Origin of the sequence: Kosakonia sp. AG348, assembly GCF_003337365.1 — a bacterium.
Lineage (GTDB): Bacteria > Pseudomonadota > Gammaproteobacteria > Enterobacterales > Enterobacteriaceae > Kosakonia.
Window position 1 is genome coordinate 1 of record NZ_QPJR01000007.1, and the last position, 15728, is coordinate 15728.

At 53.9% G+C, this 15728-nt stretch carries 16 protein-coding genes and 1 tRNA gene; 7 read left to right on the forward strand and 10 right to left on the reverse strand.

Features of this window, described 5'->3' with window-relative positions:
* Positions 1-874: 874 nt before the first annotated feature.
* Positions 875-948, reverse strand: a tRNA-Gly gene (locus DFO56_RS16765).
* A 203-nt stretch (positions 949-1151) separates the two neighbouring features.
* On the opposite strand from DFO56_RS16765, the gene DFO56_RS16770 reads away from it, so the two are divergent.
* A complete protein-coding gene (locus DFO56_RS16770) occupies positions 1152-1568 on the forward strand; it encodes a hypothetical protein (RefSeq protein WP_020455121.1) in 417 nt (138 codons plus the stop codon).
* A 55-nt stretch (positions 1569-1623) separates the two neighbouring features.
* On the opposite strand, the gene actS is transcribed toward DFO56_RS16770, so the two are convergent.
* Both actS and DFO56_RS16780 read right to left on the reverse strand, forming a co-directional pair.
* On the reverse strand, positions 1624-2358 hold the full coding sequence (gene actS, locus DFO56_RS16775; protein WP_045512762.1) for an amidase activator ActS: 735 nt from the start codon (positions 2356-2358) through the stop codon (positions 1624-1626).
* Positions 2359-2423: 65 nt separating this feature from the next.
* On the reverse strand, positions 2424-3323 hold the full coding sequence (locus tag DFO56_RS16780; protein WP_045512765.1) for a LysR family transcriptional regulator: 900 nt from the start codon (positions 3321-3323) through the stop codon (positions 2424-2426).
* Positions 3324-3541: 218 nt separating this feature from the next.
* Between DFO56_RS16780 and DFO56_RS16785 the strand changes: the two genes are divergently transcribed.
* From DFO56_RS16785 to idi, 4 genes are all read left to right on the forward strand, one after another.
* A complete protein-coding gene (locus DFO56_RS16785; protein WP_045512769.1) occupies positions 3542-5035 on the forward strand; it encodes a UbiD family decarboxylase in 1494 nt (497 codons plus the stop codon).
* Between the two features lie 16 nt (positions 5036-5051).
* Entirely contained in the window at positions 5052-5633 is a 582-nt protein-coding gene (locus DFO56_RS16790) for a UbiX family flavin prenyltransferase (RefSeq protein ID WP_045512895.1), read from the forward strand.
* A gap of 15 nt (positions 5634-5648) precedes the next feature.
* Complete coding sequence (locus DFO56_RS16795; protein ID WP_020455126.1) at positions 5649-6365, forward strand: DUF554 domain-containing protein; 717 nt, start codon at positions 5649-5651, stop codon at positions 6363-6365.
* A gap of 116 nt (positions 6366-6481) precedes the next feature.
* Positions 6482-7033, forward strand: coding sequence for an isopentenyl-diphosphate Delta-isomerase (gene idi, locus DFO56_RS16800; RefSeq protein WP_045512772.1), 552 nt, complete (start codon positions 6482-6484; stop codon positions 7031-7033).
* A 48-nt stretch (positions 7034-7081) separates the two neighbouring features.
* Here idi and lysS read toward each other — a convergent pair whose 3' ends face one another.
* The 5 genes from lysS to xerD all read right to left on the reverse strand — a co-directional run bounded on the left by lysS (position 7082) and on the right by xerD (position 13169).
* Positions 7082-8599 carry a lysine--tRNA ligase gene (lysS, locus tag DFO56_RS16805; protein WP_045512775.1) on the reverse strand — a complete coding sequence of 506 codons (1518 nt, stop codon included), beginning with the start codon at positions 8597-8599 and terminating at the stop codon, positions 7082-7084.
* Positions 8600-8608: 9 nt separating this feature from the next.
* Positions 8609-9707 (reverse strand): peptide chain release factor 2 gene (gene prfB / locus DFO56_RS16810; protein WP_097406127.1). Its coding sequence is split into 2 segments (ribosomal slippage): positions 8609-9631 and positions 9633-9707, totalling 1098 coding nucleotides; the frame shifts between segments, so codons are not numbered across the junction.
* A gap of 91 nt (positions 9708-9798) precedes the next feature.
* A complete protein-coding gene (gene recJ, locus DFO56_RS16815) occupies positions 9799-11532 on the reverse strand; it encodes a single-stranded-DNA-specific exonuclease RecJ (RefSeq protein WP_045512778.1) in 1734 nt (577 codons plus the stop codon).
* 5 nt (positions 11533-11537) lie between these two features.
* The gene (gene dsbC / locus DFO56_RS16820) at positions 11538-12248 is read right to left on the reverse strand and encodes a bifunctional protein-disulfide isomerase/oxidoreductase DsbC (protein ID WP_020455131.1); all 711 of its coding nucleotides are present in this window, start codon (positions 12246-12248) and stop codon (positions 11538-11540) included.
* A 24-nt stretch (positions 12249-12272) separates the two neighbouring features.
* A complete protein-coding gene (gene xerD, locus DFO56_RS16825; RefSeq protein ID WP_045512781.1) occupies positions 12273-13169 on the reverse strand; it encodes a site-specific tyrosine recombinase XerD in 897 nt (298 codons plus the stop codon).
* 99 nt (positions 13170-13268) lie between these two features.
* Between xerD and fldB the strand changes: the two genes are divergently transcribed.
* The gene (gene fldB / locus DFO56_RS16830; protein WP_020455133.1) at positions 13269-13790 is read left to right on the forward strand and encodes a flavodoxin FldB; all 522 of its coding nucleotides are present in this window, start codon (positions 13269-13271) and stop codon (positions 13788-13790) included.
* Between the two features lie 13 nt (positions 13791-13803).
* On the opposite strand, the gene DFO56_RS16835 is transcribed toward fldB, so the two are convergent.
* Both DFO56_RS16835 and sdhE read right to left on the reverse strand, forming a co-directional pair.
* Complete coding sequence (locus tag DFO56_RS16835) at positions 13804-14220, reverse strand: protein YgfX (RefSeq protein ID WP_020455134.1); 417 nt, start codon at positions 14218-14220, stop codon at positions 13804-13806.
* Entirely contained in the window at positions 14201-14467 is a 267-nt protein-coding gene (gene sdhE / locus DFO56_RS16840) for an FAD assembly factor SdhE (protein WP_020455135.1), read from the reverse strand. Before sdhE ends, DFO56_RS16835 begins: the two co-directional genes overlap by 20 nt.
* Positions 14468-14713: 246 nt before the next feature.
* Here sdhE and ygfZ point away from each other — a divergent pair, with 246 nt between their 5' ends.
* Positions 14714-15697 (forward strand): tRNA-modifying protein YgfZ, encoded by a 984-nt coding sequence (gene ygfZ, locus DFO56_RS16845; protein ID WP_020455136.1) that lies wholly within the window; start codon positions 14714-14716, stop codon positions 15695-15697.
* Positions 15698-15728: the final 31 nt, after the last annotated feature.

Consider the following 15728-nt stretch of genomic DNA (forward strand, 5'->3'; position numbering starts at 1 on the left):
GTCGGCATGGTTCTAGCGAACAGATGTCACCGACAGAATATGAAAACCAGTATTATCAACGGCTCGGAAGTGTCTAGATTATCCGTGGCGATTCAGGAGATTCATTATCTCCCTATTCCGGCGGTACTGTAGGCGGTGTATTAAGGGGATCTTATGACAATGAAGAATAGAGTTAAAACCATCCTCCGATGGGGTGGAATTAGCATAGTATCACTTTGCTACTTTATTACATTGATAGCATCAACATTCGCTTACAGTGCATTCAGTGAGAGTGAAAGTATGCGTTTTTCTGGCCCAATCCCATTAAAAGAGTACAAAGCATCAATAGACTCGCTCATGCAAGCCACTGATGGCGTTTTTAGTGTCGCCTTCTTTGGCTTTGCGATCTGTGTCCCGCTGATCTTAATTATCTTTAAAACGGTACGATAATGAATAAGAAGTACTGGATTAGGTGGACGAGTATCGCGCTCATCTGCGTTGCGTATTTCGTTATCGTGCTTTACTTCGATCTTGTATTCGCAGTGAACTTTTCAGAAACAGTAAGCCAGGGATGGGATTTTACGCCCTCTCAGTTGACCTGGTTTGTTATGGAGTTATCACAAAATCACGTTGATTCGGCATTAGCCTCTCTTATAGGTTTCGCTGTCTGCGTTCCTTTGATCTTGCTCATCTTCAAGAAAGTAAGATGACCGCCAAAGGCTGGAGAGATCCAGCCTTTCCCTTTCTTTTTATTAAGACAATACACGCCGAATACCCGTTGGTGGTTCGTCGTTGAATGTCAGAACGATCAAAAACAACCTTCGCATAGTAAGTTTCTGAAACTAAACACATATAAACCAATTTCGGCGGTGTTTTATAAGAAAGAAGGGAATTCTGGAGCGGGCGAAGGGAATCGAACCCTCGTATAGAGCTTGGGAAGCTCTCGTTCTACCATTGAACTACGCCCGCATTGAGATGCGACAGGCATTATAACCTCTTAGCGCGTGAGAGCAAGGCGAGTTTGCGGGTAACCGCTGGAGTTTTAAGCAGTTAATCTTTTCTGGTATAGCGCCGTCATTTTGTTGCGAAAATTAGGACAACATAACCTCCCGCGTTACGCTTTCAGGCATAGCATAGCTCCCGTTGTTCCCACTCATTTTCAGAGAATCGCTATGAACGCTAAGCCGTTGGTTTTGGGATTTATTATTTTTGCGGGCTCGTTGAATACTGCACTGGCGGATAGTTGCCAATCGAACATTTTTGGCGGCCAGGATTGCCGCTATGACGATGGCACAACATCCAGCAGCCAGGCCAATATTTTCGGCGGGCAGGATACCAGGTACAGCGACGGAAGAACCACAACCAGCCGAGCCAATATCTTTGGTGGGCAAGATACAACGTCCAGTGACGGTAAATCATCCAGCAGCAGAGCGAATATCTTTGGCGGCCAGGACACCGATTACAGCGACGGTAGCCATTCCAGCAGCCGGGCCAACATTTTCGATGGCCAGGATACTAGCTACAGCAACGGTAAGTCCTCAACCAGCCGCGCAAATATCTTCGGCGGCCAGGATACGCAAAACAATTAATTCCAGACAACTATTCGAGCTAACAGGCCGGGCGACCGCCTGTTAGCTTTACTCATCAGCATTTCGGCGGGCTGCCCTGAGGCGGTAAATAACGCAGCGGATCGATAGCTGTCGCCTTATAGCGCAGCTGGAAGTGCAGGCGCACGGAATCCGCGTCACTGCTGCCCATGGTGGCGATCTTCTGCCCCGCTTTCACACTCTGCCCGTTATTGACCAGCAGCGTATCGTTGTGCGCGTAAGCGGTAATGTACTCTTCGCTGTGCTTAATCATGATCAGGTTACCGTAGCCGCGCAGCTGATTGCCGACATAGACCACTTTCCCGGCGCCAGAGGCATAAACCGGTTGACCGCGTGTACCAGCGATATCAATGCCTTTGTTCCCGCCATCAGAGGTGGAATAGGTCATGATGACTTTTCCGGTTGTCGGCCAGCGCCAGCAGCGTTGCCCTACCGGCGGCCACGACGAGAGCGGAACCTGCGAGGAAGGCACCACTTTCGCGGTTTTAGTACCGGATTTTGTCGAGGATGAGGTGGTTTTCGACGCGCCATTCACTTTCAATCGCTGCCCCACTTCAATGGTATACGGCGGTGAAATACCGTTCATGCTGGCAAGATCTTTTACGCTGGTGCCGGTAATACGGGATATGCGGTACAGGGTATCGCCCCGCTTCACCGTATAAACGGAGCCGGAATAAGTAGAGTTACTACCGGCGCAGCTCGCCAGCAGCAAACTGATTGCCAGGCAAATGACAATACGAAACGGGCTTTTCGTCAGGCATCCTGCGCGCAAAACAGATCCTCGAATAGAATAAATGGCGACATATCATACCAGCCACTCGCCGGTTGCTAAACCCTTCAAACGGAGTTGCGCGGAATCGGGTAACCCTGCGCGATAATTTCCATTATCTCCGGCAAAAAAGGTGTGGAGGGCATCTTCACCAGCGCCGGATAAAATACCTGCGGTGAGGGAAACACATCCACAACATGGCAATGACTGAGTTTACGGGCGTCGACTTCCGATGACGGCAGCAGCGTTGCCGCGGCAAGGCCAGACTCCAGCCACTCCAGAATCACCCCCGGCTGGGTGATGTGCATAATCACCTTCGGGTTACCACCCGCTTTACGAAACAGATCGATCAGCATCTCGTAAGTGCCGGCGTCTTTTGCCCGGTGCAGCAGCACCAGCGGGAACGCCGCCAGCGCCTGATAATCAAACGGGCTCACAGGGGCTTGCGCCAGGCACTGCTTACTGATCACCGCCACCAGCCGCACCGGATCAAAAGACACGTAATCGAAGCCTTCGCTGCGATAAGGCCGCTGGATCATCGCCAGATCGATCGTGCCTTCATTAAGCATGGTTTCTAAGTGGCTGGAATCGGTAACGGATATATTAATTTCAGCATCGGGGTGGCGCTTATAAAGCTCCAGTAATAACGGTTTAAAATAGCATTGAAAAAGATGGGTTAAGCCGAGTCTTAGCTGGAATTTTTCTTTATTGGCAATTGCTACAGTTTCCCGTGCCGTATCTTCAACCTGACGTAATATTTCACAGGCTTTACGATAAAGAAAATAACCGGCTTCGGTGGGTTCAATTCTGTTTCCCTGACGCGAAAATAAGGAAACCTGTAACTCTTCCTCCAGTTCCTGGATCCGTTTACTGAGCGGCGGCTGCGCCATATTCAGCACTTTCGCCGCCTGGCTTACGGAGCCCTGCTCTACCACACGGCAAAAATAACGCAATCTTTTCAAATCCATACCGCTTTTCTCCGCTATACCTGAGCGCTCAGTATCACACCTGGCGTAAAAAAGGAAAAGCACGACATTTTATGTCATTTATCAACCTGAATTTAACATTCTTATAAAGAGTACTTTTTTGATCTGGTCTGCCTCAGGAAAACGGTATTTGTTTAATCACCACAGGAAAAATAAGGTAACGGCAATCAGTAAATTCCCATCTGAAAATGGAAAAGACCATGTCAAATAGCAAAAATAATAATGCCAGCGGCGTTTGCGATTTACGTTCTGCTCTTGAATTACTCAAAACATTGCCCGGCGAATATGTGGAAACCGACACCGAAGTGGATCCACACGCGGAACTCTCCGGGGTTTATCGTTATGTTGGCGCAGGCGGAACCTGCCAGCGCCCGACGCGGAAAAACGGCCCGGTGATGGTGTTCAACAAGGTAAAAGGTTTTCAGGATATCAGCGTCGCCATCGGCCTCAACGGTTCCCGCAAACGCGTCAGCCACTTCCTTAACTGCGCGCCGGAAAAACTTGGTCACTTGCTGAAAGACTCGGTACAAAACCCGATTCCGCCAGTGCTGACCCAAGACCACGCGGTGTGCCAGGAAGTGGTGCATCTGGCAAGTGATGCGAATTTCGATCTACGCAAATTGCTACCTGCACCAACGAACACCGAAGAAGATGCTGGCCCCTACATTACCATGGGTCTGTGTTACGCCTCTGATCCAGAAACGCGTGAATCCGATATCACCATTCACCGCCTGTGCGTGCAGAGCCGCGATGAATTGTCGATGTGGCTAACGCCGGGTCGCCATATCGACGCATTTCGCATGAAAGCGGAAGCAGCGGGGAAACCGCTGCCGATCTCCATCAGTATCGGTGTCGATCCGGCAATTGAAATTGCCGCCTGTTTTGAGCCGCCGACCACACCGCTGGGTTATGACGAACTGAGCGTTGCCGGTGCGCTACGCGGGCACGCCGTGGAAATGGTGCAGTGTAAAACCATCAACGAACGCGCCATTGCCCATGCGGAAATCGTTATTGAAGGCGAACTGCTGCCGCACGTGCGTCTGCGTGAAGATCAGAACACCGATACCGGCAAAGCGATGCCTGAGTTTCCTGGCTACACCGGCGAAGCCAAAGAAGCCCTGCCGGTTATCAAGGTGAAAGCGGTAACCCATCGCTATAACCCGATCTGGCGTACCACGGTTGGGCCGGGCGAAGAACACGTCAACATGGCGGGTATTCCGACAGAAGCCAGCATTCTTGATATGGTGGGGCGCGCCATGCCGGGTAAACTGCTTAACGTCTTCGCGCACTCAGCGGGCGGCGGCAAGCTGCTGGCAGTGATGCAATTCAAAAAATTCTCGCCTGCGGATGAAGGCCGTCAACGCCAGGCCGCGCTGCTTGCATTCTCCGCGTTCCCGGAACTGAAACACGTGATTCTGGTTGATGAAGATGTCGACATTTTCGACAGCGACGATGTGCTATGGGCAATGCAAACCCGTTATCAGGGCGATGTCGATACCGTCACCATTCCCGGCGTACGTTGTCACCCGCTCGATCCATCGCAGGTGCCGGAATACAGCCCGAGCATTTTGCAGCAGGGCATGTCCTGCAAAACCATTTTTGACTGTACGGTGCCGTTCCATCTGAAAAGCCACTTTGAACGCTCGAAATTCAAAGCGGTGGATGTGAAACGCTTCCTGCCAGATTTCGAATAAGGGGGCCGGTGTGACCATATTGCAACGCATCATTGTTGGCATCAGCGGCGCTTCCGGTTTTCAGTATGGCGTGAAAGCACTTGAGCTTTTGCGCGGGCAGCCGCTGGAAGTCCATTTGGTTGTCTCGAAAGGGGCGGAAAAAACCTGTGCGCTGGAGACGGATTATCAGCTAGATGAGGTGATGGCGCTTGCGGATGTGGTGCATCCTGTCGGCAATCTTGGGGCTGCCATTTCCAGCGGATCGTATAAAACCATGGGCATGCTGGTTGCGCCCTGCTCCATGCGAACGCTGGGATCTATCGCCAACTGCCTGACGGATAACCTGCTCACCCGCGCCGCCGACGTGGTGCTCAAAGAGCGCCGCCGTCTGGTGCTGCTGGCGCGCGAAACGCCGCTTCATCTCGGACATATTCGCAATATGCAGGCAGTGACGGAAATGGGCGGGATTATTTTCCCGCCGGTCCCGGCGCTCTACCAGCGTCCGCAATCCACTGATGAGATCATTACCCACAGCGTCAGCCGTGCGCTGGATCTGTTTGGTATTGATGTGAAAAATCTCCCGCGCTGGGGCGAGGGAAACCTCGCTCATCACGCGTAACGTGCAGGAAACATTATGTTAATCGGTCCTTATGTGAACGGCGCCGCCGTCATTGTTGGTGGTCTGCTCGGTTCACTGGTTGGTACGCGCATTCCCGAACGCGTGAAAGTGGCGCTGCCGCTGACATTTGGTTTGTGCTCTGTTGGTCTGGGTATCAATCTCGTTATTAAAGTGAAATTTATGCCCGCCGTGGTGCTGGCGATGGTGATCGGCGCGGTGATCGGCGAAGCGTTTTTCCTCGAAAAACAGATCGGCAAAGCGGCCGGCACCACGCGTGGTTTAATCAACCGTATTTTCCCGCCGGTTCAGGGTCTTACCCATGATGAATTCACCGAGAAGTTCGTCGCCATTCTGGTGCTATTTTGCGCCAGCGGCACGGGGATTTTCGGTGCGATGCATGAAGGCATGACCGGCGATCCCTCGATTTTGTATATCAAGACGGTGCTGGATCTGTTCACGGCGGCGATTTTTGCCACCATGCTCGGCTTCTCGGTGATGACTATCGGTATTCCGCTGATCATCGTCCAGGTAGCGCTGGCTACGCTCGCAGTCTTTATCCTGCATATGATCACCCCGGATATGATGGGCGACTTCTCCTGCGCGGGTGGTTTAATCATGGTGGCGACGGGGCTGCGAATCTGTAATATCAAGCCCTTTCCGGTGGCGAACATGCTTCCCGGTCTGGTACTGGTGATGCCCTTTTCCGCTCTCTGGGCCACTCTTTTTGCCTGAGCCTCGGATATACTAGCGTTTGCCCGGTGGCGCTGTGCCTGGCTGGTCCGTGAGATCGCGTTCTCCCGGTAAGTCAGGCATAGCGCCACCCGGCGTTGTTATGTTCGGGAGTCGTTATGGTTATACAAGAGCACGTTATTTTAGTTAACGACCAGGGAGAGGTACTCGGCACAAAGGAGAAATATGCCGCGCATACCTCACATACACCGCTGCATCTGGCTTTCTCCTCCTGGCTTTTTCGCCCGACAGGCGAATGTCTGGTTACCCGCCGCGCCATGAGTAAAAAAGCCTGGCCCGGCGTCTGGACCAACTCCGTTTGCGGCCATCCGCAAATGGGTGAAACCATTGAGCAGGCGATTGTCCGCCGCTGCCGCTACGAAGTGGGAGCCGAAATCGCCGCTATCACCACTATCGCACCGGGTTTTCGCTACCGGGAAACCGATCCTTCAGGCATTGTCGAAAATGAGATCTGCCCGGTCTTTGCCGCAGAGATCGTATCGCCGCTTAAAATAAACAGTGATGAAGTGATGGAATATCAGTGGGTTAAACTGGATGCGTTGCTGCACGCGCTCAATGCTGCGCCCTGGGCTTTCAGCCCGTGGATGGCGGCGGAAGCCACAAGCGCGGAAAAGCAGTTACGAAAATTTGCCGCAGAATTAGCGCAATAAAAAAGCCCCGACGCGACAAACGCCGGGGCTTTTTTTATCGCTGAGCGATTATTTCACCGGACGCATCGCCGGGAACAGGATCACATCGCGAATGGTATGGCTGTTGGTGAACAGCATCACCATTCGGTCGATACCGATCCCCAGACCGGCAGTCGGCGGTAAGCCGTGTTCCAGCGCGGTCACGTAGTCTTCGTCGAAGAACATTGCTTCGTCGTCGCCCGCTGCTTTCGCATCGACCTGATCCTGGAAGCGCTGCGCCTGATCTTCCGCGTCGTTCAGCTCGCTAAAGCCGTTACCGATTTCACGTCCGCCAATGAAGAACTCAAAGCGGTCGGTGATTTCCGGGTTCTGATCGTTACGACGCGCCAGCGGCGAAACTTCCGCCGGGTATTCGGTAATGAAGGTCGGCTGGATCAAGTGCGCTTCGGCCACTTCTTCGAAGATCTCCGTGACGATACGGCCCAGCCCCCAGCTCTTCTCAACCTTGATACCGATGCTGTCAGCAATTGCTTTCGCGCTGTCGAAATTATCCAGATCCGCCATGTTGGTTTCCGGACGGTATTTCTTGATCGCTTCGCGCATGGTCAGTTTTTCGAACGGCTTGCCGAAATCAAACACTTCGTCGCCGTACGGCACTTCGGTTTTGCCGAGGATGTTCTGCGCAAGCGTACGGAACAGAGATTCGGTCAGCTCGATCAGATCTTTATAATCCGCGTACGCCATATAGAGTTCCATCATGGTGAACTCAGGGTTATGGCGAACGGAGATACCTTCGTTACGGAAGTTACGGTTGATTTCGAACACGCGCTCGAAACCGCCAACCACCAGACGTTTAAGGTACAGTTCCGGCGCGATACGCAGGTACATGTCGAGATCCAGCGCGTTATGGTGGGTGACAAACGGACGCGCAGACGCACCGCCCGGGATCACCTGCATCATCGGCGTTTCCACTTCCATAAAGTCGCGGCCTACCATGAACTGGCGGATACCGGCCAGGATCTGCGAGCGCACTTTGAAAGTGTTGCGGGATTCATCATTCGAAATGAGATCCAGGTAACGCTGACGATAGCGCGCTTCCTGATCCTGCAAACCGTGGAATTTGTCCGGCAACGGACGCAGCGCTTTAGTCAGCAGGCGCAGCTCGGTGCAATGGATAGAGAGTTCACCGGTCTTGGTCTTGAACAGCTTGCCGCGCGCGCCGAGGATATCGCCGAGATCCCATTTTTTGAACTGCTCGTTGTAGACACCTTCCGCCAGATCGTCACGAGAGACATACAGCTGAATGCGGCCCCCCATGTCCTGCAAGGTTACGAAAGAGGCTTTACCCATGATGCGGCGGGTCATCATACGGCCCGCAACGGCGACTTCAATGCCCAGCGCTTCCAGCTCTTCGTTCTCTTTGGTATCGAATTCCGCATGCAGCTTGTCAGAGGTCTGATCGCGACGGAAATCGTTCGGGAACGCCACGCCCTGCTCACGCAGTTGCGCCAGCTTCTCGCGGCGAGTTTTCAGTTCATTATTAAGATCGACTGCCGCGTCAGCGCCTTGTGCTTGTTGTTCAGACATGTTGGTTCCTCATAACCCTGCTTTCAAACTTGCTTCGATAAATTGATCCAGGCTGCCGTCCAGCACCGCCTGCGTGTTGCGGGTTTCAACCCCGGTGCGCAGATCTTTAATGCGGGAATCATCCAGGACATAAGAGCGGATCTGGCTGCCCCAACCGATGTCCGACTTGGTGTCTTCCATCGCCTGTTTCTCAGCATTTTTCTTCTGCATTTCCAGTTCATAAAGCTTCGCCTTCATCTGCTTCATGGCCTGGTCTTTGTTCTTATGCTGGGAGCGGTCGTTCTGGCACTGAGTGACCAGCCCGGTTGGAATGTGGGTAATACGCACCGCGGATTCCGTACGGTTTACGTGCTGACCGCCCGCGCCGGATGCGCGATACACGTCAATGCGCAGGTCCGCCGGGTTGATTTCGATATCAATATCGTCATCCACTTCCGGGTAGACAAACGCGGAGCTAAACGAGGTGTGGCGACGTCCGCCGGAATCGAACGGGCTCTTACGCACCAGGCGATGAACGCCGGTTTCGGTACGCAACCAGCCGTAGGCATAATCACCCATGATCTTAATGGTGACAGATTTAATGCCGGCAACTTCACCTTCGGACTCTTCAATAATCTCGGTTTTAAAGCCGCGCGCTTCCGCCCAGCGCAGGTACATGCGCATTAACATGCTCGCCCAGTCCTGCGCTTCGGTGCCGCCGGAACCGGCCTGAATATCCAGGTAGCAGTCGGCGCTGTCGTACTCGCCAGAGAACATGCGGCGGAACTCCAGTTGCGCCAGTTTCTCTTCCAGCACATCCAGTTCGGCGACCGCTTCGTTAAAGGTTTCTTCGTCTTCGGCTTCAACCGCCAGATCCAGCAGGCCGCTGACATCTTCCAGCCCCTGACGCATTTGATCCAGCGTATCAACGATAGCTTCGAGTGAGGAACGCTCTTTGCCCAGCGCCTGTGCGCGCTCAGGTTCGTTCCACACGTCCGGCTGTTCCAGCTCGGCGTTTACTTCTTCCAGACGCTCTTTCTTGGCGTCATAGTCAAAGATACCCCCTAAGAACGTCGGAGCGCTCCGTAAGGTCCTGAATACGATTTTTTACCGGGTTAATTTCAAACATGGTCTGATTTCTTTTAATGGACTAGTCAAAATGCGGTGATAAGGGCGGAAGTTTACCGGATTCCCGCCCTGTTTTATAGCGAATACTGGCGCTAAAGTGGCCAGAGATTCTCGATGATCAGCTGTACGCTACGATTGCCGCGAAACTCGTTCACATCCAGTTTATAAGCAATATTTACCTGTCGCACACCGTTGTCCGGCCAGCAGGAGGTATCGACGTTAAAAGCGATACCATCAAGCAGCGGACCGCCGCCAACCGGCTCCAGCATCACCTTGAGATGACGCTCACCCACCAGCCGCTGCTGCAGGAGGCGAAACTCACCGTCAAACAGCGGTTCCGGGAACATTTGCCCCCAGGGGCCAGCTTCCCGCAGCATCTCCGCGACTTCCAGCGTCATCTCCTGCGCCGACAGCGGGCCGTCAGAGACAATCTCACCTTGTAATAACGCCGGATCCAGCCATTCGGTCACCAGCTCGCCAAAGCGCTGGCGGAACTCTTCAAAACGGTTTTCTTCCAGCGTCAAACCGGCCGCCATTGCGTGACCGCCGAATTTGAGCATCATGCCAGGAAACAGCATATCCAGACGCTCCAGCGCATCACGCATATGCAGCCCCTGAATCGAACGCCCCGAGCCTTTCAGCACCCCGTCTCCGGCTGGCGCAAAGGCGATCACCGGGCGGTGAAAGCGCTCTTTAATGCGCGAAGCGAGAATGCCGACCACTCCCTGATGCCACTCGGGATGGTACATCGCTAAGCCGCCGGGCAACGTTTCACCGCTGCGTTCTAGCTGCTCGCACAGCGTCAGCGCTTCTGCCTGCATCCCCTGCTCAATCTCTTTGCGCGTCTGGTTCAACGCGTCAAGATCGCTGGCTAACTGGCGCGCTTCGCCAAGGTTATCGCACAGTAACAGCGCAACCCCTACCGACATATCATCCAGCCTGCCCGCCGCGTTAAGACGCGGCCCGAGCGCAAAACCGAGATCGCTTGCCGCCAGCTTTTGCGCGTCGCGGTTGGCAATTTCCAGCAGCGCCTTAATGCCCGGACGGCAGCGTCCGGCGCGAATACGACTCAGCCCTTGCCAGGTCAGAATGCGGTTATTGGCATCCAGCGGCACCACGTCCGCCACCGTTCCCAGCGCAACCAAATCAAGCAGTTCCGCCAGATTTGGCATCGCCAGGCCGCGCGCCTCAAACCAGCCGTTGTCACGCAAAAAGGCGCGCAGCGCCAGCATCAGATAGAACGCGACGCCAACCCCGGCCAGCGACTTCGACGGAAAATCACAGTCGCGCAGATTCGGGTTAACAATCGCTTCGGCATCCGGCAGCGTGTCACCCGGCAGATGGTGATCGGTCACTACCACCGGAATGCCGAGTTCATGCGCCCGCGCCACGCCGGCATGTGAGGAGATGCCGTTATCCACCGTCAGAATAAGCTGCGCACCGCGCGCATGCGCTTGATCAACCACTTCCGGGCTCAGCCCATACCCGTCGTCAAAACGGTTCGGCACCAAGTAACTGACGTTTTCGCAACCGAGCGCACGCAATGCCAGCACGCTAAGGGCGGTGCTGGTTGCGCCATCCGCATCGAAATCGCCCACCACAATAATGCGCAGCCCTTCACGCAAGGCGTTATAAAGCTGCGCCACTGCATCATCGATACCGGTAAGTTGTTGCCACGGCAGCATGCCTTTAACACTGCGTTCCAGTTCACTGGCCGTGCGCACACCGCGGCTGGCGTATAAGCGACGCAGCAGCGGCGGCAAGTCTGCGGCCAGTTCTGCTGCGTCATCCACCTCACGGCGGCGAAGTTGTATCTGAGCTTTCACGCGAATTATTTACCGCCGGTCGCTTTTTGATGTTGATCGAGGAAGGCTTTCATTTCCGCCGGAGCCTGATACCCCGGAACGAGGTAGCCGTCATTCAGCACGATGGCTGGCGTGCCGTTGACGCCAAACTGCACGCCCAGCGCGTAATGGTTGGCGATGTCGATATCACAGCTGGCGGGTTTCACCTCTTTACCTTCCATCGCATTATCGAAGGCTTTTTTAGGATCTTTTGCACACCAGATAGCCTTCATTTGGTTTTCAACTTCGCTCGGCACACCCTGACGCGGGAAGGCAAGGTAACGCACGGTGATGCCGAGCGCGTTGTAGTCTGCCATTTCGCTATGCAGTTTCTGGCAGTAGCCACACGTGATATCGGTGAACACGGTGATGACATGTTTTTCCTGTGGCGCTTTGTAGACAATCATCTCTTTTTCCAGCGCGTTCAGATGTGGTAACAGCATCTTCGTGGTGACGTTCACTGGCTGCGCGCCGCTGACATCGTACATCGGGCCCTGGATGATATGTTTGCCATCTTCGGTTACATACAGCACGCCGCTGTTGGTCAATACGGCTTTCATTCCGGCAACAGGTGCGGGCAGCACTTCACCACTTTGTACACCCAGTTTTGCCAGCGACTGTTTGATAGCCGCATCATCGGCATGCGCCGCGCCGGTAAACGCAGCCAGCAGGGTGAACATCACTAAACCTTTTTTCATAACACATCCTTAGATTGTCAGCATTCACGCCCGCGGGTGATGCTGTTGATGAAGCTTGCGCAGTCGCTCGGTAGCGACATGCGTATAAATTTGCGTGGTCGATAAATCCTGGTGGCCTAAAAGCATTTGCACCACGCGCAGATCCGCGCCGTGGTTCAGCAGATGAGTGGCAAACGCATGGCGCAAAACGTGGGGCGAGAGCTTTTCACTGTCGATGCCCGCAAGCGCCGCATAGTGCTTGATGCGGTGCCAGAAAGTCTGGCGCGTCATCTGCTGCGCGCGCTGGCTGGGAAACAGCACATCAATCGAGACACCGTTTAGCAGCCAGGGGCGACCATGCTCCAGATAGTTTTCGACCCAGTACACCGCCTCTTCGCCCAGCGGCACCAGGCGTTCTTTATTGCCTTTACCAATCACTCGCACCACGCCCTGGCGCAGGCTGATATCACTCATCGTCAGGCCAACCAGTTCAGAGACGCGAAGGCCGGTGGCATACAACACCTCAAGCATCGCTTTATCGCGTAACTCCAGCGGTTGGTCAACCACCGGCGCCTGCAAAAGCCTGCCCACCTGCGTTTCACTCAAGTCTTTCGGTAAACGTTGCGGCAATTTAGGTGATGCGAGTAAAGCGCTGGGATCGTCGCTGCGTATTTTTTCCCGATAAAGGTACTGAAAAAAACGCCGCACGGCGCTAAGCAAGCGCGCCGAGCTGGTGGCCTTATAACCACCGCTCACCCTTTCAGCTAACAGCGCTTGTAAATCATCGCTTTGCGCTTTTTCAAGACTGCTGGCGTGGTGGTGCAGCCACTCCACCACGCTTTTCAAATCGCGGCGGTAAGCGTTTAACGTATTTTCCGCCAGGTTGTTCTCAAGCCAGAGAGCATCGAGAAACTGTTCGATACGTACGAGATCCTGTTCCATCCAGCGTCTCCTTTACTCAAACGCTGCATTATGCCTGATTGATGTACGATTCTGGTACACTGCGTGAAAAGACACATCAAGAATCGAGAAGTTTACGTTATGAATATCGGTCTGTTTTACGGTTCCAGCACCTGCTACACCGAAATGGCGGCAGAAAAAATTCGCGATATTATCGGCCCGGAACTGGTGACGCTGCACAACCTGAAAGACGATGCTCCCGCCCTGATGGAACAGTACGATGCGCTTATTCTGGGCATTCCAACCTGGGATTTCGGCGAGCTGCAGGAAGATTGGGAAGCGATTTGGGATCAGCTTGATAACCTCAATCTCGACGGAAAAATCATTGCGTTGTACGGCATGGGCGATCAGCTCGGTTACGGCGAATGGTTCCTCGACGCACTCGGCATGCTCCACGACAAACTGGCCCCCAAAGGCGCGACATTCATCGGTTACTGGCCGACAGAAGGCTATGAGTTTACCAGTAAAAAACCGGTCATTGCCGACGGGCAGCTCTTTGTCGGGCTGGCGCTGGATGAAACCAATCAGTACGATTTAAGCGATGAACGTATTCAAGGCTGGTGCGAGCAAATACTGACGGAAATGGCGGAACGGCTCGGCTGAGCCATCCCCCACCTTAATGCAGCCCCTGCGCCGGATTTTGGGTGATCATCCGGCGTAGATCGCGCCACTCCTGCGAATCCATACTGTCTGCCGCCAGCCATAAATGCTGGCGCCGCCCATCTTCCGCACGGCGTAAACGCAACATCATGCCACCGCGGATCATCCAGGGCGTACCGACAATATCCCACTCCACACCTTGCCAGCGCAGGCGGGAATCCATCAGCAATTTGATCTCGCCATGGCAAGCGTTGATCCGCCGCTGGCTGCGCACACAGTCAAAAACCACCAGCGACAGCAGCAAAAGCCACAGCGGCGTATAGCTCAACGGCCAGGGCATAAAAAGAATGAACGCCGCCACCAGCCCGTGCAGTAACAACGAAATCCATTGTGCGCGCCATGAGACGCGTAAATCAGATTGCCACAGGACCACGATCCCGATTCCGTGTCTGAATTAACTGCACCATTCGCTGCAACTCCGCGTCCTGGGGTTTGCCATGATTCATCAACCAGTTGAATAAATCCGGATCATCACTCTCCAGCAGACGCACAAACAGGTGCTTGTCATGGTCGCTGAGCGAGTCGTACTCGTGTTCGAAAAAAGGCATGATGGAGATATCGAGTTCGCGCATTCCGCGGCGACAGGCCCAATGGATACGGGCTTTATTATTAATATCCATGTTCTTCTCCCTTCATAGGCATGAAGGCCTATTGTAACGTGTTTTTAATATTCCTTTTGCGGAATATTTCGCTTCCCGGGCCAGCTTCCAGAATAAATCGCATCGTCTGCAAAATTATCACTGTGCTGCGTAGCGCCTCGCAATGCTCGCACAATGGCACAAATCGCATGCTTTATCGCTTGCATTGAACAATGGCTCTTTTACCATTAAGTACCAACACAGCGTTAAGCTAATCAGGACATTATTATGGCTTTTACTCCATTTCCTCCGCGTCAGCCGACCGCATCTGCCCGTCTGCCGCTGACGCTTATGACGCTCGATGACTGGGCGCTGGCAACCATTACCGGTGCGGATAGCGAGAAATATCTGCAAGGCCAGGTTACCGCTGACGTATCGAAGATGGCGGCGGATCAGCATCTGCTGGCGGCGCATTGCGATTCTAAAGGCAAAATGTGGAGCAATATGCGGTTGTTTCACTATCAGGAAGGGTTTGCCTGGATTTTGCGCCGCAGCGTGCGTGAATCGCAGTTGCGCGAACTGAAAAAGTACGCCGTATTTTCAAAAGTCACTATCGCCGCAGATGACGAACATGTGCTGCTGGGCGTTGCTGGTTTTCAGGCTCGCGCCGCGTTGGCTAATCTCTTCACAACCCTGCCGGACAGCGAAAAGCAGGTTGTACAAGACGGTGAAACAACCATTCTGTGGTTTGAACATCCGGGCGAACGGTTCCTGCTGGTTACCGATGTCGCAACAGCAGAACAGGTGACGGATAAACTGCGCGGTGAAGCACAGCTTAATAACAGCCAACAGTGGCTGGCGCTGAATATCGAAGCCGGGTTACCCGTAATTGACGAGCCAAACAGCGCACAGTTTATTCCGCAGGCGACCAACCTGCAGGCGCTGGGTGGCATCAGCTTCAAAAAAGGGTGCTATACCGGGCAGGAGATGGTTGCTCGCGCGAAATTCCGTGGAGCCAACAAACGTGCGCTGTGGTACCTGGCAGGCGCTGCCAGCCGCACGCCGGAAGCAGGCGAAGATCTTGAGTTAAAAATGGGTGAAAACTGGCGTCGCACCGGTACGGTGCTGGCATCAACTCAGTTAGACGATGGCCGCGTGCTGGTTCAGGTCGTGATGAATAATGACATGGAACCAGACAGCGTGTTCCGCGTACGCGACGACGCCAATACGTTAAGCATTGAGCCTCTGCCCTACTCGCTGGAAGAAGAATAATCCGCGTTAACACATCCGCGCATGCTACAGC

Bases quoted from the DNA above. Each gene is read 5' to 3' on its own strand.
- DFO56_RS16770 (WP_020455121.1), top strand. From the start codon at position 1,152: ATGAACGCTAAGCCGTTGGTTTTGGGATTTATTATTTTTGCGGGCTCG.
- DFO56_RS16780 (WP_045512765.1), bottom strand. From the start codon at position 3,323: ATGGATTTGAAAAGATTGCGTTATTTTTGCCGTGTGGTAGAGCAGGGC.
- DFO56_RS16785 (WP_045512769.1), top strand. From the start codon at position 3,542: ATGTCAAATAGCAAAAATAATAATGCCAGCGGCGTTTGCGATTTACGT.
- DFO56_RS16795 (WP_020455126.1), top strand. From the start codon at position 5,649: ATGTTAATCGGTCCTTATGTGAACGGCGCCGCCGTCATTGTTGGTGGT.
- idi (WP_045512772.1), top strand. From the start codon at position 6,482: ATGGTTATACAAGAGCACGTTATTTTAGTTAACGACCAGGGAGAGGTA.
- lysS (WP_045512775.1), bottom strand. From the start codon at position 8,599: ATGTCTGAACAACAAGCACAAGGCGCTGACGCGGCAGTCGATCTTAAT.
- dsbC (WP_020455131.1), bottom strand. From the start codon at position 12,248: ATGAAAAAAGGTTTAGTGATGTTCACCCTGCTGGCTGCGTTTACCGGC.
- xerD (WP_045512781.1), bottom strand. From the start codon at position 13,169: ATGGAACAGGATCTCGTACGTATCGAACAGTTTCTCGATGCTCTCTGG.
- fldB (WP_020455133.1), top strand. From the start codon at position 13,269: ATGAATATCGGTCTGTTTTACGGTTCCAGCACCTGCTACACCGAAATG.
- sdhE (WP_020455135.1), bottom strand. From the start codon at position 14,467: ATGGATATTAATAATAAAGCCCGTATCCATTGGGCCTGTCGCCGCGGA.
- ygfZ (WP_020455136.1), top strand. From the start codon at position 14,714: ATGGCTTTTACTCCATTTCCTCCGCGTCAGCCGACCGCATCTGCCCGT.